20 protein-coding genes and 1 tRNA gene are annotated in these 20,038 nt (G+C 67.8%); 11 read left to right on the forward strand and 10 right to left on the reverse strand.

Annotated features, from left to right (window positions below; genetic code table 11):
* Positions 1-106: 106 nt before the first annotated feature.
* Positions 107-1,453: a trigger factor gene (gene tig / locus ACWMMN_RS10010; protein WP_059233926.1), complete on the reverse strand. Its 1,347-nt coding sequence runs from the start codon at positions 1,451-1,453 to the stop codon at positions 107-109.
* A 400-nt stretch (positions 1,454-1,853) separates the two neighbouring features.
* Between tig and ACWMMN_RS10015 the strand changes: the two genes are divergently transcribed.
* Entirely contained in the window at positions 1,854-2,999 is a 1,146-nt protein-coding gene (locus ACWMMN_RS10015; protein ID WP_486422626.1) for a glycerate kinase, read from the forward strand.
* A gap of 62 nt (positions 3,000-3,061) precedes the next feature.
* Entirely contained in the window at positions 3,062-3,511 is a 450-nt protein-coding gene (locus tag ACWMMN_RS10020; RefSeq protein WP_039367176.1) for a MarR family winged helix-turn-helix transcriptional regulator, read from the forward strand.
* Between the two features lie 180 nt (positions 3,512-3,691).
* Here the strand turns inward: ACWMMN_RS10020 and ACWMMN_RS10025 are convergent, their stop codons facing one another.
* Positions 3,692-4,690, reverse strand: coding sequence for a 2-dehydropantoate 2-reductase (locus tag ACWMMN_RS10025; RefSeq protein ID WP_174993006.1), 999 nt, complete (start codon positions 4,688-4,690; stop codon positions 3,692-3,694).
* A gap of 100 nt (positions 4,691-4,790) precedes the next feature.
* Positions 4,791-5,939 carry a helix-turn-helix transcriptional regulator gene (locus tag ACWMMN_RS10030; RefSeq protein WP_059233923.1) on the reverse strand — a complete coding sequence of 383 codons (1,149 nt, stop codon included), beginning with the start codon at positions 5,937-5,939 and terminating at the stop codon, positions 4,791-4,793.
* A 302-nt stretch (positions 5,940-6,241) separates the two neighbouring features.
* Between ACWMMN_RS10030 and ACWMMN_RS10035 the strand changes: the two genes are divergently transcribed.
* The 4 genes from ACWMMN_RS10035 to ACWMMN_RS10050 all read left to right on the forward strand — a co-directional run bounded on the left by ACWMMN_RS10035 (position 6,242) and on the right by ACWMMN_RS10050 (position 9,985).
* Positions 6,242-7,288: a porin gene (locus ACWMMN_RS10035; RefSeq protein ID WP_342702337.1), complete on the forward strand. Its 1,047-nt coding sequence runs from the start codon at positions 6,242-6,244 to the stop codon at positions 7,286-7,288.
* A 21-nt stretch (positions 7,289-7,309) separates the two neighbouring features.
* Positions 7,310-8,518 (forward strand): MFS transporter, encoded by a 1,209-nt coding sequence (locus ACWMMN_RS10040; RefSeq protein ID WP_174993009.1) that lies wholly within the window; start codon positions 7,310-7,312, stop codon positions 8,516-8,518.
* Positions 8,519-8,534: 16 nt separating this feature from the next.
* The gene (locus tag ACWMMN_RS10045) at positions 8,535-9,644 is read left to right on the forward strand and encodes a class II histone deacetylase (RefSeq protein WP_174993010.1); all 1,110 of its coding nucleotides are present in this window, start codon (positions 8,535-8,537) and stop codon (positions 9,642-9,644) included.
* A 110-nt stretch (positions 9,645-9,754) separates the two neighbouring features.
* A complete protein-coding gene (locus ACWMMN_RS10050; RefSeq protein ID WP_059233918.1) occupies positions 9,755-9,985 on the forward strand; it encodes a hypothetical protein in 231 nt (76 codons plus the stop codon).
* 105 nt (positions 9,986-10,090) lie between these two features.
* On the opposite strand, the gene ACWMMN_RS10055 is transcribed toward ACWMMN_RS10050, so the two are convergent.
* Entirely contained in the window at positions 10,091-10,387 is a 297-nt protein-coding gene (locus ACWMMN_RS10055; protein ID WP_059233917.1) for a hypothetical protein, read from the reverse strand.
* 182 nt (positions 10,388-10,569) lie between these two features.
* Positions 10,570-10,656 (reverse strand) — tRNA-Leu (locus ACWMMN_RS10060).
* A gap of 237 nt (positions 10,657-10,893) precedes the next feature.
* On the opposite strand from ACWMMN_RS10060, the gene hpnD reads away from it, so the two are divergent.
* Entirely contained in the window at positions 10,894-11,727 is an 834-nt protein-coding gene (hpnD, locus tag ACWMMN_RS10065) for a presqualene diphosphate synthase HpnD (protein ID WP_059233916.1), read from the forward strand.
* A 10-nt stretch (positions 11,728-11,737) separates the two neighbouring features.
* Here hpnD and ACWMMN_RS10070 read toward each other — a convergent pair whose 3' ends face one another.
* From ACWMMN_RS10070 to ACWMMN_RS10080, 3 genes are all read right to left on the reverse strand, one after another.
* Positions 11,738-12,958 (reverse strand): DUF1501 domain-containing protein, encoded by a 1,221-nt coding sequence (locus ACWMMN_RS10070; protein WP_059233915.1) that lies wholly within the window; start codon positions 12,956-12,958, stop codon positions 11,738-11,740.
* A 67-nt stretch (positions 12,959-13,025) separates the two neighbouring features.
* On the reverse strand, positions 13,026-14,528 hold the full coding sequence (locus tag ACWMMN_RS10075) for a DUF1800 domain-containing protein (protein WP_256085006.1): 1,503 nt from the start codon (positions 14,526-14,528) through the stop codon (positions 13,026-13,028).
* Between the two features lie 133 nt (positions 14,529-14,661).
* The gene (locus tag ACWMMN_RS10080; protein ID WP_059233914.1) at positions 14,662-14,940 is read right to left on the reverse strand and encodes a hypothetical protein; all 279 of its coding nucleotides are present in this window, start codon (positions 14,938-14,940) and stop codon (positions 14,662-14,664) included.
* Between the two features lie 258 nt (positions 14,941-15,198).
* Between ACWMMN_RS10080 and ompR the strand changes: the two genes are divergently transcribed.
* The 4 genes from ompR (at position 15,199) to ACWMMN_RS10100 (ending at position 18,677) form a co-directional block, all read left to right on the forward strand.
* On the forward strand, positions 15,199-15,933 hold the full coding sequence (gene ompR / locus ACWMMN_RS10085) for an osmolarity response regulator transcription factor OmpR (protein WP_006478565.1): 735 nt from the start codon (positions 15,199-15,201) through the stop codon (positions 15,931-15,933).
* 40 nt (positions 15,934-15,973) lie between these two features.
* A complete protein-coding gene (locus tag ACWMMN_RS10090) occupies positions 15,974-17,335 on the forward strand; it encodes an ATP-binding protein (RefSeq protein WP_059233913.1) in 1,362 nt (453 codons plus the stop codon).
* 189 nt (positions 17,336-17,524) lie between these two features.
* Positions 17,525-18,073: a peroxiredoxin gene (locus ACWMMN_RS10095; protein WP_011352387.1), complete on the forward strand. Its 549-nt coding sequence runs from the start codon at positions 17,525-17,527 to the stop codon at positions 18,071-18,073.
* A 76-nt stretch (positions 18,074-18,149) separates the two neighbouring features.
* The gene (locus tag ACWMMN_RS10100) at positions 18,150-18,677 is read left to right on the forward strand and encodes a carboxymuconolactone decarboxylase family protein (RefSeq protein ID WP_011352388.1); all 528 of its coding nucleotides are present in this window, start codon (positions 18,150-18,152) and stop codon (positions 18,675-18,677) included.
* A gap of 135 nt (positions 18,678-18,812) precedes the next feature.
* Here ACWMMN_RS10100 and ispF read toward each other — a convergent pair whose 3' ends face one another.
* Positions 18,813-19,298, reverse strand: coding sequence for a 2-C-methyl-D-erythritol 2,4-cyclodiphosphate synthase (gene ispF / locus ACWMMN_RS10105; RefSeq protein WP_175845318.1), 486 nt, complete (start codon positions 19,296-19,298; stop codon positions 18,813-18,815).
* Positions 19,299-19,327: 29 nt separating this feature from the next.
* On the reverse strand, positions 19,328-20,038 hold the full coding sequence (ispD, locus tag ACWMMN_RS10110) for a 2-C-methyl-D-erythritol 4-phosphate cytidylyltransferase (protein ID WP_059233911.1): 711 nt from the start codon (positions 20,036-20,038) through the stop codon (positions 19,328-19,330).

Genomic DNA, 20,038 nt, shown 5'->3' on the forward strand with positions numbered 1-20,038 from the left:
AAGGAAGCCGCCCGCTCAATCGCCATATTAATGGCAACCGTGCGCTTGACGTAAAAACGGCGTGCGGGCCGTCGCTCCGACAGCCGGCACGCCGCTAGAGCAACACTTACGCTTGCGCCGATGCGCTCGCGAGTGCCTCGAAGCTCACTTCCTTGTCCGTCACCTTCGCCTTGCCCAGCACGAAATCGACGACGTTGCTTTCAACGACGAACGCTTCCATCTCGGCGAGGCGCTGCTGGTTGGAATAATACCAGCGGACCACTTCCTTCGGGTCTTCGTAGCTCTTCGCGAACTCGTCGACTTCCGCGCGGATCTGTTCCGGCTTCGCTTCCAGGCCGTTCGACTTCACCAGCTCGGCCAGCACGAGGCCCAGCTTCACGCGGCGCTCGGCCTGCTCGGCAAACATTTCCGCCGGGATCGGTGCGTCCTTCGCGTTCGGCACGCCACGCTGCGCCAGATCCTGGCGAGCCATCTCGACGAGACGTTGCTGGTCCTGCTCGATCAGTGCCTTCGGCACGTCGAGTTCGGAGATCTTCAGCAGCGCGTCCATCACCTGGTTCTTGACGATCGACTGCGTGCGGCGCTTCGCTTCGCGCTCAAGGTTGTCCTTGATCTCGCCGCGCATCTTCGTGAGGTCGCCGTCTTCGATGCCGAGCGACTTCGCGAATTCGCCGTCGATTTCCGGCAGGTGCGGCCACTCGATCTTCTTCATCGTGACCGTGAATTGCGCGGTCTTGCCCGCGACGTCGGCACCGTGGTAATCGTCCGGGAACTTCAGGTCGAACGTACGCGCTTCACCGACCTTCAGGCCCAGTGCGGCGGTTTCGAATTCCGGCAGCATGCGGCCTTCGCCGAGCACGAACGGGAAATCTTCGGCCGTGCCGCCCTGGAACGCGACGTCGTCGATCTTGCCGACGAAGTCGACCGTCACGCGGTCGCCGTTCTTCGCTGCGGTGTCCGCGCCGCCGTCGCCGTGCTCGCCGGCTTCGCCGCGTGCGTGGAAGTGGACGCGCTGCTTGCGCAGGATGTCCAGCGTGCGGTCGATTTCAGCGTCGCCGATCGACGTCGTCGAGCGCTCGACTTCAGCCGTCGCCAGATCGCCGATCTGCACTTCCGGGTAGACCTCGAACGTCGCGTCGAACGCGTACGCATCTTCAGCCTGTTCCTGCTTCGGCTCGAAGCTCGGCTGGCCGGCGACGCGCAGGTTTTCCGCGCGGCTGATCGTGAAGAATTCCTGGCCGATCTTGTCGCTCAGCACTTCTGCCTCGACCTGACCCGCGTATTGTTGCGCGACCATCTTGAGCGGCACCTTGCCCGGGCGGAAACCCGGCATGCGCACGTTCTTCGCGAGTTTCTGGATACGGGCGTCGATTTCCTTCTGCACGGTGTCTTTCGGCAGGGAAATCGTCACGCGGCGTTCAAGCTTGCCGAGGTTCTCAACAACGTTAGCCATGGCTTCAATCGTCCTAAAATTATTCGAGCGAATCGGGTTTTCCTTGCCGTGCCTGCCTGCGGCGTGAAGTGCGTCACATCAAGCGTCACCTTCACACGCCGCGCCGGAGCGCCACGCCATCCCTGCACGTGCCGGATGGCTAGCGCAAGCGGCTCGGAGCACGGCTTTGGCCGGAAGAATCGACTATTCTAGCAAACAATTTTCCTCTCACCGCCAGATCAGCGCGACACACGCGTGTCCCCGCCGTGTCGACGGCCCCTTGCACGGCAATGCGCGCGGATCGCCGCTATGCCGAACGCCGTATCCACCACGGGCCCGCCATCCTGTAAGCTCCGATAGAGAGTGAGCCGCCGTTGCGGCCCCGCCATTCTTCACACCAATCACGCCTTCCGGAGACACCATGCCGCAACACCCGTCCGCGCCTGTCGTCGTCATCGCGCCCGATTCGTTCAAAGGCTCGCTTTCCGCCGAGCAGGTCGCGGACGCGATCGCCACCGGCATTCGCCGCGCCCGGCCCGACGCCGTCGTGCGCTGCTGCCCGATGGCCGACGGCGGCGAAGGCACGCTCGATGCGATGCTGGCAGGCGGCGGCACGCGCCGCACGCTGCAGGTAGCCGGTGCGTCGCTCGCGGCACGCGACGCGGCAGTCGGCGTGATCGACGCGCGCACCGCGATCGTCGAGACGGCCGAGATCGTCGGCATTACCGATCCGGTCGGCATGAGCGTGCCGGTCGACGCGCGCAGCACGCGCGGGATGGGCGAGGCGATCCGCACGCTGCTCGACGAAGGCGTGCGCCGCTTCTTCGTCGCGCTCGGCGGCAGCAGCACCAACGATGCCGGCGCCGGGCTGCTCGCCGGCCTCGGCCTGCAATGCTTCGATGCAAGCGGCCAGCCGGTCGAGCCGGTGCCGGCGCGACTCGCCGACATCGCGCGCATCGACGCGTCGGGGCTCGACCCGCGCCTGAAGGAAACGGAATTCGTCGGCATGTCCGACGTCGACAACCCGCTGACGGGCGCGCACGGCGCGACCGCCGTGTTCGGTCCGCAAAAGGGCGTGACGCCCGCGCAGGTCTCGACCCTCGACGCCGCCCTCGCCCGCTTCGCCGACCTGCTCGAAGCCGCACTCGACCGCCGCAGCCGCGACCTGCCGGGCGCGGGCGCCGCGGGCGGCCTCGGTTTCGCGCTGCACATGCTCGGCGCGCAGTTCGAAGCCGGCGCCGAAGTGGTCGCGCGGCAGGTCGGGCTCGACGCCGCCCTCGCCGGCGCCGACTGGCTGATCACCGGCGAAGGCCGTTCCGACGTGCAGACGCTGCACGGCAAGGCGCCGTTCATCGCATGCCGGCATGCGCAGGCCGCCGGTGTCCCCGCGTCGCTGCTGTCGGGCGCGGTCGATTCGGCCGCGCTGCCGCGCCTGTCCGAACATTTTTCCGGCTGCTTCTCGCCGGCCCCCGGGCCGATCACGCTCGACGTCGCGATCCGCGACGCGGCCAATCTGCTCGCGAACGAAGCAGAACAGTTGACACGCCTGAAGTACGGCGCACACTGACCGTTGACCCGAGCGCGCGATACAGGAACAATCGGGCCCGCCCTTTTTCTTCAGGATTCGACATGAAAGGCCGTCAAGCCGGGCTCGATCAGTTTCTGACCTATCGCCTCCACGCGCTCACGAAGCGCTCCGACCGCGGGATCGGCGAGGTGTACCGGCACAAGCTCGACATCTCGCTGCCCGAGGCGCGCGTGATCGCCGCCGTCGGCGCGTTCGGCCCGTTCTCGATCATGGATCTCGCGCGCCACACCAATCTCGACAAGAGCCAGGCGAGCCGCGCGGCCGAGGCGCTGCTGCGCCAGGGCCTGCTCGAGCGCAGCGCGAGCGAGGAAGACGGCCGGATCGTGCTGATCGCGCTGACCGCCGACGGCCGCGCGCTGCATCGCAAGATCATGCCGATCGTGCGCAAGTGGAACGACGGCTTGCTCGCGTGCCTGTCCGACAGCGAACGCCAGACGTTCGAGCGGCTGCTCGACAAGGTCGTCGCGCACGCCACCGAGCGGGACGACTGAGCCGTGTCACGGCCCCGGCGTCGCCGGACGGCCGAACGCAGCGGGCAGTATTGATCCGACGAATCAGACGGGCCGCCCGGGTCGCGTCATGCGCGATCCGGGCGGCCCGTTTTGCATCATGCGGCGGCATCGCGCGTTGCCGCGTTGCCGGCGGCCGCGAATTCAGCGGCCCCGCGCGTATTACAGCCCGCTGTTCGTCGCGCGCTGACGCAACAGTCCGAGCACCGCGTCGCAGTACGGAGTCGGCACACCAAGCTTGCGGCCGAGCTCCGGGAACACGCCGAGGATCGGCCCGATCTCGAGCGAACGCCCTGCTTCGACATCCTGCAGCATCGACGTCTTGAATGCGCCGAGCTTGCGCGTCACCGCGATCCGCTCGGGCCCGGTCATCCCGGTGGACAGGCCGAGCTTCGCGCCGATCGCGGCCGCCTCCTCCATCATCCGCAGCGCAAGTTCCTGCGTGAACGGATCGTCGAGCAACTGCTCGGCCGTCGAACCCGTCAGCGCACTCAGCGGATTCATGTTCATGTTGCCCCACAGCTTCGTCCAGATCTCGGTCCGGATCGCGGGCGTCGACTCGACGTCGAAGCCGCCTGCCGCAAGCGCCGCGGCAAACCGCGCCGTGGCGGCGGCGAGCCGCTGATCCGGCGCGCCGACGATCAGCCGGTTGCCGCGCCCGCGGCGCACGACGCCCGGCGCGTCGGTGCTCGACGACAGGTGCACGACGCAGCCGATCGCCTGCGCGGGCGGCAACGCCGCCGACACCGCGCCGGCCGGATCCACCGCATCGAGCGGCACGCCGTCGACCGGCCCTGCGAGGCCGTGCGTGAACCACCACGGCAACCCGTTCATCGCCGCGACGATCACGGTGTCCGGCCCGACCAGCGGCGCAATGCGCGCGGCCAGCGCCGGCAGCGCCTGCGCCTTCAGCGCGATCACCACGTAGTCCTGCACGCCGAGCGCGGCCGCGTCATCGCTTGCCCGCACCGGCACCGACGACGTGGTGCCCGCTTCGTCGATCACGCGCACGCCGTACGTGTTCAGCGCGTCGAGCGTTGCGCCGCGCGCATAGGCGCTCACGGTCATGCCGGCCCGCGACAGCGCGGCCGCGAGCAACCCGCCGATCGCGCCGACACCGACCACCGCCGCGCGCACCGACCCTGAATTCGTGTCGTTCATGATGGAATTCCGTCTCCTGGGAGCTGACGAGCATAACGCTCAATGGTTGCGGGCACAACCATTCGTGCGGAAGCGCGCCGTGCACCCGCGTTCGTTCACTTCAGCGCGGCATGCTGCCGGCTTCGACGGGTTCATCGTCGGCCATGCTGCCGCCCGTCGCGCCGAGCACGCCCGCGATCTGGCTCTTGTCGTGCATGCCGAGCTTGCGGTACGCGCAACGCAGGTAGTGACGCACGGTCGTCGGCGAAATCGCCATCTGCTGCGCGACTTCCTTGTGCGAGCGCCCCGAGCCGTAATAACGGATCGCCGCAAGCTCGCGCGGGCTCAGCCGGTCGAGCAGCGAACGGGGCCGCGCCTCGATCTGGAACAGCCCCGCGACCGGCACGCACTGGATGCGCAGCGCGTCGCCGACGAACGGCTGGCCCGACTGGCGCCGCAGGTGCGCGACGAGCGGCTCCGGCACGCGCGCGCCGGCCCAGGCCGGCCACTCGGTGCGCAGCACGTCGTCGAAGCCGTGATCGGCATGGTGGAGCACACCGAAGTTGTCGCATAGCGCACGCGCCGCCGGTGCAACCGTGTCGGCGCGCTCACGCGTGAGCTGCGCGGCACGATTGATCGTCAGCGCAGCCGCGAGGTGCGGAATCACTTCCTCGAAACGGCGCGCGTCGTCTTCGCTGAACGGCCGGTTCAGGCCCTGACGGTAGATCGACATGAACGTCGTCAGGCCGAAACGGCGATCGAGCGTACACACGCACATCAGCTGTGCGAGCCCGTACTTCACGCACCAGTCGCGAAACCGCACGTCGAGCCCCGGCTCGACGACCGTCAGCCGCACCGCGCGGCCATGCGCGCCGTGCAACGTGCGGTGCGCGAGCGGGTCGCAATCGCGCACGCGCTTCCAGTCGATGAAGAACGCGTGCGGCAGGCGGTACAGGAAGCTGTTGTGCATCACGGGGCCGGTCGGCGCATGGGTCGCGACGCCGGTCCACGCGGCATCGAACGGAATGAGCGCCTGCAGCAACGAAAAGAACCGGTACTCGAATTCGCCGATGCCGGATTGCGCGGCGACCGCGTACAGGTCGAGCAGCATCAGCCCGAGTTCGCGCTGCGACGCGTCGCCACGCGTGACGCCGTCGAAATCGGCACGCCGGGACGGTAGCGGCGGCCATGCGAATTCATCGAGCACGATGGCGGCCGGCACGTCGCGCAGCGCTTCGAGATCCTGCCCGATATCCGTCGTGATCCTCACCTTTCGCTCCCCTGCCCGATCGGGCTGCCGATGTGCGCTACGACACCGGCCGATTATAGCGAGCGGCTTTTTTGGCAGGCCAAGGTGCCGGAACGGGCGCCAACCCCATCCATTTGAACGGTGCGCATCGCGTTGCTGCTGCGCAGCACGCCGCACTGCGGCATGCCACCGCGTCCGTGCCGCGCACCGCGGGTTTTCCACACCGTTCATCTGGACGACTGTTCGAAGGTTTTCCCGCTGCGGACACTGCGTCGCGACAACACCAACGACACACCGATGCAGGACGGTATGGAGAACCCCACGTGACGACACCCCGCTTCATCCGCACGGCCGCGGCCGCCGCGACGCTTGCCGCGTGCAGCGCCGCCGCGCATGCGCAGTCCGCCCTCACGCTGTACGGCGCGCTCGACGCCGGCGTGCAATACCTGACGCACGCCGACGGACGCCACTCGGCCGTGCAGTTGCAGAACTACGGCATCCTGCCGTCGCAGATCGGCATCAAGGGCCACGAGGATCTCGGCGGCGGCTGGCGGGCGCTGTTCAAGCTCGAACAGGGCCTCAACGTCAACGACGGCACCGCGACCGTGCCGGGCTACGCGTTCTTCCGCGGCGCTTACGTCGGCATCGCGGGGCCCGCCGGCACCGTCACGCTCGGCCGGCAGTTCAGCGTGCTGTTCGACAAGACGCTGTTCTACGACCCGCTCTGGTATGCGTCGTATAGCGGCCAGGGCGTGCTCGTGCCGTTGAATGCGAACTTCATCGACCATTCGGTGAAGTACCAGTCGCCGACGTTCGCGGGCTTCGACGTCGAGGCGCTCGCCGCGACGTCCGGCGTCGCCGGCAATACGCGCGCCGGACGCGTGCTCGAACTCGGCGGCCAGTACACGAGCAACGGACTGTCGGTCAGCGCGGTGCTGCATCAGGCATACGGCGATGTGTCGGCAGCCGACGACACGTCCTCACGACGTCGCGAACTCGGCACGCTCGCCGCGCGTTATGCGTTCGCGACGCTGCCGCTCACCGTCTATGCGGGCGTCGAACGCCTGACCGGCGACCTCGACGCGGCACGCACGATCGTCTGGGGCGGCGCGCGTTACCTGACGTCGAACGGCATCGGCCTGAACGCGGGCGTCTACCACACCGATTCGCGCACGCCGGCGATCGGCCACCCGACGCTGTTCATCGCGAGCACCACGTACGCGCTGTCGAAACGCACCGTCGCGTACGTGAACCTCGGCTACGCGCGCAACAGCGGCCAGAGCTCGCAGACCGTCTACGAATACGATCCGACGCCGCTCGCCGGTGCGTCGCAGTTCGGCGCGATGGTCGGGATGTACCACCTGTTCTGATTCCTCCAACGAGATTCCGCCATGAAAACCCTGTCTCCGGATGCCGCACTCTCGCCCGACGGCCGCGCGTCGACATTCGCGCGCTCGACGCTCGCCGCACTCGTCGTGTTCGCGGCGATCACGCCGCTGTTGCTGCTCGTCGCACCGGCCGTCGCCGGCCAGCTCGCGACGCAGCTCGGGCTGTCCGCGTCGCAGATCGGCACGTACTTCTTCGTCGAACTCGGTGCGTTCAGCCTCGCGACCGTGCCGTCGTACCTGTGGCTCGGTCGTGTCGACGCGCGCCGCGTCGCGGCATTCGCCGTCGCGCTGTTCGGCGCGGGCAACCTGCTGACCGCGCTGTGGATGCCGGGCTTTGCCGCGCTGCTCGCGCTGCGCGCCGTCACCGCGCTCGGCGGCGGCTCGCTGATGGTGCTCTGCATGACGAGTGCGGCAACGAGCAGGAACAGCGACCGCGTATACGGCCTGTGGGTCGTCGGCCAGCTGATCGCGGGCGCGGTCGGCCTGTTCGTGCTGCCGCACGTGTTCGCCGCATTCGGGCTGCGCGCGCTGTACGTTGCGCTCGCCGCGCTCGCCCTGCTCGCGGCGCCGCTGTCGCGCGGCTTCCCGTCGTCGCTCGGCACGCAGCCGGCAGCCGCGCACACGGCGCGCGGCGACGCGACGCAAACGCCGCGCAGCTTCGTCGTGCTCGCCATCGGTGCCGTGCTGACGTTCTATCTCGCGATCGGCAGCGTGTGGACGTTCGCGAGCCGCGCGGCGGCCGAGGCCGGGCTCGATCCGCAGTCGACCGGCAACATGCTCGCGATCGCGAGCGTGATGGGGATCGCCGGCGCGGTGCTCGCCTCGTGCGCGGGCGGCCGGCTCGCGCGGCGCGCGATGCTGGCGGCCGGCTATGCGCTGCTTGCGGCGTCACTCGTCGCGCTTGCCACGATGCGTCACACCGGCGGCTACAGCGCGGCGATCTTCGCGTTCAAGTTCGCGTGGACGTTCGTGCTGCCGTTCATCCTCGCGACCGTCGCGCAGATCGACACGTCGGGCCGCCTCGTCGCGACGCTCAATTTCGTGATCGGCGCAGGCCTTGCCGCCGGCCCGCTGCTTGCGGGCCTGATGCTCGACGCCGGCGGCACGATGCGCGCGCTGTTCGTGGCCGCGACGGCCGTCGCGATCGTGTCGTTCGCCGCGCTGCGCCATATCGATCGCCGCGCGCGCCCCACCCTTTCTCCCCAACCGTGACAGGTCACGCACATCCATGAATCGCACTGCCTTTTTCACCGACGAACGCACCTTCTGGCACACCGGCGGCACGCACGCGCTGTTCTTCCCGGTCGGCGGCTGGGTGCAGCCGCCGTCGAGCGCGGGCTACGCGGAATCTCCCGATTCGAAGCGCCGCTTCCTGTCGCTCGTGCAGGCGTCGGGCCTCGCCGCGCAACTCGACCTGCGCGGCGCCGAGCCGGCCACGACCGCCGACCTGCTGCGGATTCATCCGGCGCATTATCTCGACGCGTTCCGCGCCCTCAGCGACGCGAACGGCGGCGACCTCGGCGATCTCGCGCCGTTCGGCAAGGGCAGCTACGAGATCGCCGCGCTGTCGGCCGGCCTCGCGATCGCGGCGGTCGATACGGTCGTCGGCGAGCGCGCGGCGAATGCGTTCTCGCTGTCGCGGCCGCCCGGCCATCACTGCCTGCGCGACCGGCCGATGGGCTTCTGCATGCTGGCGAACATCCCGATCGCGATCGAGGCCGCCCGCGCGAAATACGGCATCGAGCGCGTTGCCGTGATCGACTGGGACGTGCATCACGGCAACGGCACGCAGTCGATCTACTACGACGATCCGGACACGCTGACGATCTCGCTGCACCAGGACCGCTGCTTCCCGCCCGGCTACAGCGGTGCGGACGATCGCGGCGAAGGCGCGGGCGTGGGCGCGAACCTGAACGTGCCGCTGCTCGCGGGCAGCGGCGACGATGCGTATCGCTACGCGTTCGAGCGGATCGTCGTGCCCGCGCTGGAGCGCTTTCGCCCCGAGCTGATCGTCGTGGCAAGCGGCCTCGACGCGAGCGCGGTCGATCCGCTCGCGCGCATGCAGCTGCATACCGACAGCTACCGGTTCATGACGCGCGCGGTGAAGGATGCCGCGCAGCGCCATTGCGGCGGGCGGCTCGTGATCGTTCACGAAGGCGGGTATTCGGAGGCGTACGTGCCTTTCTGCGGGCTCGCGATCGTCGAGGAACTAGCCGGCATTCGCACCGATGTCGACGATCCGATGCTCGATCTCGCGATCGCGCAGCAACCCGGCGAGCGATTCGTTGCGTTCCAGCGCGAGCTGCTCGACGAACTGGCGGCATCGTTCGGGTTCTGACGCGCGGGAACGGACATGAGGGGCCGGCAGGCGCCGGCCCTTGCGCGATCCGCGCGGATGGGGTTTGCTGTGCTTTTATCCATGTTCCGGCCCGATGCCGCACTCATCCGATGAAATCGTCCCCGCGCGATGACAACGACAACGCCAAAACGCGCCGCCAGCCATCGAAGCTGGTCCTGAACATCGCTGCCGTCACGGTCGGCCTCATCACGTTCGCGATCGGCGCGGCGTGGGTGATCTACAGCTGGGTCGTCGATCGCGAAGCGCAGTATTTCGCGATTCCGCTGGTGTTCTCGGTGCCGGTGATCGTGGCCGTCGCAATCCGGAGCTTCTGGGAGTAGGCGCGCCTGTAATGATGAAGCGCAGCGGGTCGGGTGACGCGCGGCGCCGGGTATCGGGCTTGTCCTAGATAACGCGGCGGGCACCGCGATTCGCATGCACGCCGGTCACAGGCCGGGACGCGGGCACGGATTGGAGACCCCGCCCTGATATCCGCCAGTGACGACGCCCAGCAAGGCGCCCGCCAGCGACGTGCCGAGCGCTTTCAGCACGTTCTCGGCCGACAGCGACTCGCCGCTCGACATCACCCGCCCCGAGTACGCGGAACACGCCGACGACGTCGACGTAACCGTCTGTACCGGTTTGGCACTCCACGCGATGTTGTCGGCAGGCGTATTGGCGAATGCCGGCGCGGCCAGCATCAGCGTCAGAACGGAAATCGGGATGCGTATGGTGTTTTTCATCGGCGGCCTCTCGGTTTTGTTGTGCTTCTTGCATGAAACGTGAGCACGATATTACACGCGACTCGGTTTTCCGTGCGAGGCCTGCCTGTCCGGAGAAAATTCGCACCAACAAAAAAGCGCTGCGGTCAGCCGACCGGCAGCGCTTTTTCGTGAACGGCCCCTGACGGGGGGCGTCCGACTTCTGGTGCGTGAGGCCGGACTCGAACCGGCACACCCTTGCGGGCGTCAGGACCTAAACCTGGTGCGTCTACCAATTTCGCCACTCACGCGCAATTTCCGTCGCCTGACCGCGCGGCACGCAAGATACATGCGCCACGCGCCCGGGACATCACGCCGGCCCGAAAACCGGCACGCCCGATCAGGCGAGCGCGAGATTCTACCCGATCCGCGCGGCCTTGTCTCGCCCTGCCGGCACCCGTCGTGCCGCGGTGCTAGAATGCCGCGCTCGACGTTTCGGCACCGCGCCGCCGCGCGTCCCCCGAACCCGCCCCCACCCGATTCCGCCCGTGAACTTCGACGACTACTGTCAGCAAAAGGCTGCCCCCGCAGGCTCCAGCGCCTACTACGCGCTACGCCAGGCGCCACTCGCCACGCAGCCGCGCCTCACCGCGCTGTTCGCGCTGCGCCGCGAACTCGAGGAAACCGTCAAGGAAACCAGCGACCCGACCGTCGGGCACACGAAGCTCGCGTGGTGGCACAAGGAACTCGCAGCGCTCGCCGACGGCCAGCCGTCGCACCCCGTCACGAAGGCGCTCGCGCAACATCATCCGGCGATCGCCGCCGAGGCCGATGCGTTGCGCACACTCGTCAACGGCTACGGGATGGACCTCGAACAGGCGCGCTACCTCGATTTCGCGAACCTGCAGCGCTATATCGCGCAGGTCGGCGGCACGTTCGCGTCGCTGGTTGCGCGCGCCAGTTCCACGAACCCGGCCGACCCGCAACCGTGGGCCGCGGATGCCGGCCGCGCGCTGATGCTCGCGCAGTTCGTGCAGGAACTCGGCAACGACGCGCGCCACGGCCGCATCTATTTGCCGATCGACGAACTGCAACGCTACAACGTGACCGCGGCCGATCTGCTGAATGGCCGCTACAGCCCGGCCTTCACCGAATTGCTGCAATTCCAGACGGCCCGCGCACGCGAAGCGCTCGCGGCCGCCGAAGCGGCGATCCCCGCGACCGAACGCCGCGCGCAGCGCACGCTGCGCGCGCAGCTCGCACTGGCCGGCGCGCTGCTCGACGAAATCGAGCGCGACGGCTACCAGGTGCTGCACCAGCGCATCGCGCTGACGCCGATCCGCAAGCTGTGGATCGCGTGGCGCGCGTCGCGCCGCCGCTGACCCCCACGCGTCACGCCTTCAACAGCGGCAGCGTGTCGAAGCGCTGCTGCAGCACGCGCGTCGCGTCGAGCCCCCACCACGGCCCGAGCACGGTCGCGTAGAGCTGGCGGAAATCCACCGAGACCGGCAGGTTGCCGTTGCCGTCGAGCCGGCCGAGCGCCGGCGGCGCACCGTACAGCCCGCCGGCCACGCGGCCGCCCATCACGAAATGCGGCGCGGCCGTGCCGTGATCGGTGCCGTTGCTCTGGTTCTCGCGCACGCGCCGCCCGAATTCCGCATACGTCATCACGAGCGTCTGGTTCCAGCGCCCGAGTTCGATCAACGCGCCGCGCATCGCACTCATCCCTTCCGCGAACTGCTTGAGCAGCGCGGCCTGCTGCCCCGGCTGGTTCTGGTGCGTGTCGAAGCCGTTGAGCGTCAGGCGCAGCACCGCGACGCCATCCTGCGCGCCGGGCCCGGACGCCTCGCATGCGGCCAGCACCTGCATCGCGGTCTTCACCGACGTGCCGAACGCGCCGGCCGGAAAGGCCGTCCTGAATTCACGCATCCCGCCACGCGGGCGCAGCCGGTCGGCCGCCTTCACGATGTCGTTCTCGACGTCGATGATGTGCGCGAGCGCAGGGTTCTGCTCGCGCAGCGACGACGGCTCGGCGAGCCGGGCCGCCCGGATGAACTGCGCGGGATTGACGAGCGCGATCGCACGCGCGCCGTTCGACAGCGGCCCCATTTCGGCGCTGCCGAGCACGACGCCGTCCGCCGCGAAACCGGGCGGCACGGGCGCCTGCGCAAACGTGCGCGTGAGCCAGCCTTCATGCAGGTACTGGTCCGAGCGCGATGCGGTGTCCCAGATCTCGATCGAGCGGAAATGCGACAGGTTCGGCTGCGGATAGCCGACGCCCTGCACGACCGCGACCTGCCCGTCGCGCCACAGCGGCATCAGCGGCGCAAGCGACGGGTGCAGCCCCGTGTGCGCATCGAGCTGCAGCACCTGCTCGCGCTTGATGCCGATGCTGCGCCGGAACGTGTAGTACAGCGGGTCCGCGTACGGCACCACCGTGTTGAGGCCGTCGTTGCCGCCCTTCAGCTCGACGAGGATCAGCACGTTCGCATACCCGGCCGCCGGCTGCCGCCCCGCCTGCGTCGCGGCAGCCGCCATCGCGGGCGCTTGCCACATCGACACGCCGGCCGCGGCCGCAGCGCCCGTCAGCGTCAGAAAATCACGTCGGTTCATCGCGCATCCTTTGGTTCGCCGTCCGGCACCTTGGCCGCGGCGGCGCCCCGCTTCGTCGTCGTTCGAATCATTTCAGTTGATAGGCCGGATCCATCAGCAGCGCCTCGAGGTACGCGCTGCCGGTCGAATCCGTGTCGATCGCCGCGACCGGCGACAGCTGCAGCACCGCGTGCTGCAGTTGAAGCTCGGTCGACAATCCCGCGATCGCCTGCGGCCGCGCACGATACTGTGCCAGCCAGCGTTCGAGGTCGAAACGCAGGCCGCCGCGCGCCGGTTTCGCGGGCGTGCCGCGCATGCCGGCCGCGGACGCCGTGTCGGCCACCGGCATCGCGTGCGCACGCGCATTCGGCGGCGGCGCCATCGGGTGCGCCGGCGGGTGCATGCCGGCCGTCTCCGTCGCACGGAACAACTGCTCGACGAACTGCTTGCGCGACAGCAGCGTGGTGCTGTTGATCCACAGCGCACCGCCCGGCCAGCCCTTCACGTTCGGCGGATAGAACAGGTTCTGCCCGAGCGTGCGCACGGTGTTCGCGAGCATCTGCGGATCGCCGTACGCCACGTCGAACAGCCGCACCGACCCGACGACGAATTCCGCCGGCGACTTGACGAGCACGCCGCGGTTGCGCGGATCCCAGAACGCGTCGGTCGACCACAGCGCGGCGAGCGCCGCGCGAATATCGTAGCCGCTCGCGCGAAACCGTTCGGCCACCGCATCGAGCGCACCGGGATCGGGCGTATCGGACACGAACTCGCGCCACAGCTTGCCGGCGATGAAACGTGCAGTGCCAGGCCGCTTCAGCAGGACGTCGAGAAAGCCGTCGCCGTCGAACGGCCCCGTTTCGCCGAGGATCGTCTTGTCGCCGGCATCGTGCCACTCGGGCCGCGCCTCGAAGCGCAGCGTGTCGGGATCGACCGTCCAGCCCGTCATCGCGCGCGCGGCTTCGGTCACGTCGTACTGCGTGTAATGCCCTTCGCCGAGCGTGAACAGCTCCATCACCTCGCGCGCGAAATTTTCGTTCGGACGCCCCTTGCGATTGCTCGCGCCGTCGAGATACTGCAGCATCGCCGGATCCTTCGCGACCGCGTGCAGCAGCGTGCCGAAGTTGCCGAGCGCCTCGCGGCGAAACAGCGCGTTCTGCGCGGCCATCGTCTGCGGGTAAGGCACCTTGTCCTGCCCCGACGTGAAGTGCCCGTGCCAGAACAGCGTCATGCGCTCGGTCAGCGGCGACGGCGTGACGACCATCTCGTTGACCCAGGCCGCGCGCAACGCATCGTAACGGACGTTGCGCTCGCGCTGCTCGTCGCGCCGCATGTCGGGGGTCAGCGCCTGGCGCTGCGCGCGCGTCGGCGGCAGCTCGGCGATCCAGTCGGGCCAGGTCGTGACGGGTTCGTGCCGCACGCTGCCGAGGGTGTCGGCCACGGCCTGCGCGCGTGTCATGCCGACGATGCGCGCGACGTCGGCGGGCGCGGGGGAGAAACCGGTGCGGCTCAGGAAAAACAGTGCGTCGTCGGCATCGAGCGGCGACTGCATGGCAGGCGACGGCGCCGGTGCGGCAGCGTTCGCTTTCATCGTCATGGACTCCCGGAACGCACCGGCGGTGCGGATGCCAGTACAACGGCATTCGGCAGGCGAAAGTTGACGGAAAAAGTGCTACGAATTCTTTCCGCGCGGGATGGCCGCGCAGGGGGAAAGACCGCGCATGTCAGCGCTTGTACAGCTCGCGAACGGCGTCTTCGATGTGCTGGCGCAGCAGGTGCCGCTCCTCGGGCGTCATGTGCCCGTCGCGGCGGTGCTGATCGAGATCGGGAGGCACGGCGGAACGAACCGTCATCTCGGCGGTACGGTCGGACTGCGGCGCCTTGCCGCGCGGCAGCTTGCGCGACGGTGCGCCCTGCTCGGGGCGCTGCGCATACGCGAAGTTCGACGCATACGGACCGGCAAGCGCGATCGTCAGCATCAGTGCAATCCGGGCAGATCGCATGACCGTCCTCGCTTCTTTGGTCGATTTGTTCCCTTCGTCACGCGGCAACCGGCTACCTCTGGTACTTGAAAAACCCTGCGGAAATCGGGTGTACAAAGATGAATGATGGAGTGCAGGGGAGTATCTACCGAATTTCGGCTTCGAGTAAAGGAATCTCTATAGCCTGCCTTTACTCGGCGCGACACTACGGGTAAATTTTGTAACCGACTGTAACGCACGAAAATACGTGGCCGTGCGTCAATTCCCATTCGCGATAAGATGCCGATCATGGAAACGAAAAACCCCTCCAAGATTCTCGTCGTCGACGACGACCCTCGCCTGCGCGATCTGCTGCGCCGCTATCTCGGCGAGCAGGGTTTCAACGTATACGTCGCGGAAAACGCGACCGCGATGAACAAGCTCTGGGTACGCGAGCGTTTCGACCTGCTCGTGCTCGACCTGATGCTGCCTGGCGAAGACGGCCTGTCGATCTGCCGCCGCCTGCGCGGCAGCAACGACCGCACGCCGATCATCATGCTCACCGCGAAGGGCGAGGACGTCGATCGCATCGTCGGCCTCGAAATGGGCGCCGACGACTACCTGCCGAAGCCGTTCAACCCGCGCGAACTCGTCGCGCGCATTCATGCGGTGCTGCGCCGCCAGGCGCCGGCCGAACTGCCGGGCGCACCGTCGGAAACCACCGAGGTGTTCGAGTTCGGCGAATTCTCGCTGAACCTCGCCACGCGCACGCTGACGAAGTCGGGCCAGGAAATTCCGTTGACGACCGGCGAATTCTCGGTGCTGAAGGTGTTCGCACGCCATCCGCGCCAGCCGCTGTCGCGTGAAAAGCTGATGGAGCTCGCACGCGGCCGTGAATACGAAGTGTTCGACCGCAGCCTCGACGTGCAGATCTCGCGCCTGCGCAAGCTGATCGAACCGGATCCGGGCAGCCCGCGCTTCATCCAGACCGTCTGGGGCCTCGGCTACGTGTTCATCCCCGACGGCGCCGCCTGACCTTTTTCCTTCCCGGTTTCGCCCGCCCACGGCCCGTCCCATGCGTATCGACCGGCGCCTCCTGCAGCTCGCGTTCGGCGGGCTGTTCTGGCGCACCTTCCTGCTGATCGCGCTGCTGATCTCGGTCAGTCTCGCCGCGTGGTTCCAGAGCTTTCGCGTGATCGAGCGCGAGCCGCGTGCGCAGCGCGTCGCGCTGCAGCTCGTCGCGGTCGTGAAGCTCACGCGCACCGCCCTGCTCTATTCCGATCCCGATCTGCGGCGCGCGCTGCTGCAGGATCTCGAGAGCAACGAGGGCGTGCGCGTGTACCCGCGCGAGAAAACCGACAAGTTCAAGCTGCAGCCCGACGAATCGCTGAACCGCCTGATCGAACACGACATCCGCAGCCGCCTCGGCGACGACACCGTGATCGCGCAGTCGGTCAACGACATTCCCGGCGTGTGGATCAGCTTCAAGATCGACGACGACGATTACTGGGTCGCGCTCGACCGCGACCAGCTCGACAACGTCACGGGCCTGCAGTGGGCCGGCTGGGGGCTGTTCGCACTCGCGCTGTCGCTGTTCGGCTCCGCGTTCATCACGAGCCTCGTGAACCGGCCGTTCTCGCGGCTCGCGCTCGCCGCGCGGCAGATCGGCTCGGGCCAGACACCCGAGCTGCTGCCCGAGCGCGGCATGGGCGTCGCGGCCGAGACCAACCGCAGCTTCAACCAGATGGTGCGCGATCTCGAACAGCTCGAGGCCGATCGCGCGCTGATGCTCGCGGGCATTTCGCACGACCTGCGCACGCCGCTCGCGCGGCTGCGGCTCGAAACCGAGATGAGCCCGTCCGACCAGGCGACCAAGGACGCAATGGTCGACGACATCGAGCAGATGGACCGCATCATCGCGGCCTTCATCGACTACGCGCGCCCGTCGCAGCGCAAGCCCGAGCCGATCGACCTGTCGTCGATCGCGCAGGAAGTTGCCGCGCGCGTGTCGGGCGAGGACGGCGTCGAGATCCGCACGCGGCTCGCGCCGAGCGCGATCATCGAAGCCGACGAGACCGACATGCGCCGCGTGATCGGCAACCTCGTCGAGAATGCGCGCAAGTACGGCCAGAGCAAGCACGACGGCATCTCGCGCATCACGGTCGAGACGCGCGTGACGCATGCGCGCGTCGAGCTGTCGGTGAGCGACGAAGGCCCCGGCATCCCCGAGGATCAACTGCCGCTGGTGATGCGGCCGTTCTACCGCGTCGACACCGCGCGCACCAAGGCGGACGGCACCGGCCTCGGGATGGCGATCGTGCTGCGGCTCGTCGGCCGCTATCGCGGCGCGCTGCGCCTGCGCAACCGCAACCCCGAAGCGGGCCTCGAAGCCACGGTCGAATTCCCCGGCGCCGGCAAGGCGCGTGCGACCGCGTGACGCGCTCGCGCACGCATCCTGCACGTCACACTATCGGTCCGGTTGAAAAAAGCTATGAAGATCGTTAGTCAAAATCTATTGAAGTACTTTACTAATAGTGTTATAGTTTTGCCCATGCTGTCACACCATCGTTGCAGCACCGAGGTAGCTTGACTCAGTCTTCTTCCCAACTCATACAGGAGTATCCGCATGAAAACCGTGGGCGATAAACTCGAAGCTTTCACCGTCGTAGCCGCGAAGCCGGGCTTCAACCATCACGAGGAAAACGGCCAGTCGGCATTCGAGACCGTCACCGAAGCGTCGTTCCCGGGCAAGTGGAAGATCATCTACTTCTATCCGAAGGATTTCACGTTCGTGTGCCCGACGGAAATCGTCGAGTTCGCGAAGCTCACGAAGCAGTTCGAAGAGCGCGATGCCATCCTGCTGGGCGGCAGCTCGGACAACGAATTCGTCAAGCTCGCATGGCGCCGTGAGCACAAGGACCTCGACAAGCTGAACCACTACGCGTTCGGCGACGTCAAGGGCGAGCTGATCGACCAGCTCGGCGTGCGCGACAAGGAAGCCGGCGTGGCCCTGCGTGCAACGTTCATCGTCGATCCGGACAACACGATCCAGCACGTTTCGGTGAACAACCTGAACGTCGGCCGCAGCCCGGAAGAAGTCCTGCGTATTCTGGACGGCCTGCAAACGGACGAACTGTGCCCGTGCAACCGTGCAGTCGGCGGCGCAACGCTGTAAGCGCATCGATGCACGAAGCCCGCGGCGCACGTCCTGCCTGCGGGCTTTTTTAACGGCCAACCCATAGGAGATATCAATGGAATTCATCGACTCGATTAAGGCACGTATCCCCGACTACGCGAAGGACATTCGCCTGAACCTCGACGGCACGATCTCGCGCTCGTCGCTCGAAGGCACCGACGCGGTCGGCGTCGCGCTGGCGGCGGCCATCGCCGCGAAGAGCACGGTGCTCATCAAGACGATCCGCGAAGCCGGCGTCCTGTCGCCCGAAGAAACGAACGCCGTGCTGACGGCGGCCGCGCTGATGGGGATGAACAACACCTGGTATCCGTATGTCGAAATGGCCGACGACGCCGACCTGAAGACGCAACGCGCCGAGCTGCGGATGGGCGCGTATGCGACGCACGGTGGCGTCGACAAGCGCAAGTTCGAGATGTACGCGCTCGCCGCGTCGATCGTCGGCAAGTGCCACTTCTGCGTGAAGTCGCACTATGCGCTGCTGAAGAACGAGCAAGGGATGACCGTCACGCAACTGCGCGACGTCGGCCGCATCGCGTCGGTGATCAATGCCGCCGCGCAAGTGATCGCCGCCGAAGGCGAATAAGCGGTTGCGCCGCCCGACCGGCAGCGATGCCGCGCGCGGCGTCCGTTTCAAACGAAAATGCCACGCTGATGCGTGGCATTTTTCATTTCCGCGGCCCGGTGCGCGGCGCGAACCGCGCGCCGCCGCACGCGGCCGTCAGGCGCCCTGCTTCACCAGCAGCGCGGCGGCCTGCGCCTCGATGCCTTCGCCGCGGCCGAGATAGCCGAGCTTCTCGTTGGTCTTCGCCTTCACGTTCACGCGATCGAGCGGCAGCCCGAGATCGGCCGCGATGTTCGCGCGCATCCCGTCGATATGCGGCGCGAGCTTCGGCGCCTGGGCGATCACGGTGCTGTCCACGTTCTGGATCGTGAAACCGGCCGCCTTCACGCGCTCGGCGCATGCGCGCAGCAGCACGCGGCTGTCGGCGCCCTTGAATGCCGCGTCCGTGTCGGAGAAATGGCGGCCGATGTCGCCGAGCGCCGCCGCGCCGAACAGCGCGTCGGTGATCGCGTGCAGCAGCACGTCCGCATCCGAGTGGCCGAGCAGGCCGCGCTCGTACGGAATCGTCACGCCGCCGATGATGAGGGGGCGCCCTTCGACGAGCTGGTGCACGTCGTAGCCTTGTCCGATTCTGAAATCCATGCGTGTTCCGATTGAGATGGGGGTGAAAGTCAGGAAGCGTTCGCGGGGCGCGCGAGGATCGCCTCCGCGAGCGCGAAATCTTCCGGATACGTGACCTTGAAATTGCGCAGGCTGCCCTGCACGACGCGCGGCGTGTGGCCCGCCCATTCGATCGCGCTGGCTTCGTCGGTCAGGTCGTGCCCTTCGCGCTGCGCGCGCAGGATCGCCTCGCGCAGCATGCCGATGCGGAACATCTGCGGCGTCTGCGCCTGCCACAGCGCGTCGCGCGACTCGGTGCGCGCGATCGCGTCGCCGCCGGCCGGCACGCGCTTGAGCGTATCGGCCACCGGCAGCGCGACGATGCCGCCGACCGGGTCGTCCTTCAGCGTCGCGACGAGCGTGCGGATCAGCTCCGGCGTGATGCCGGGGCGCGCCGCGTCGTGCACGAGCACCCAGTCCTGGTCGGTCGCGCCGAATTCGGCCAGCTCGAGCAGCCCGTTCAGCACCGACGCCTGCCGCGAGCCGCCGCCGCAGCGGCGTACCGCAAAGCGCAGGCCCGCGAAGCGGCGCGCGTCGAAATGGGAATCGTCGGGCGCGAGCACGACGAGCGTCTGCGCGAACTCGCTGCACGCGTCGAACGCGGCGAGCGTGTAGTGCAGCAGCGCGCGGCCGGCCAGCGTGCGGTATTGCTTCGGCACGGCGGAGCCGGAACGGCTGCCGGTGCCGGCACAGGGAATCAGGGCGAAAAGTCGGGGAGTCAC

The sequence above is a fragment of the Burkholderia cepacia complex sp. TUM26381 genome, from assembly GCF_057439935.1.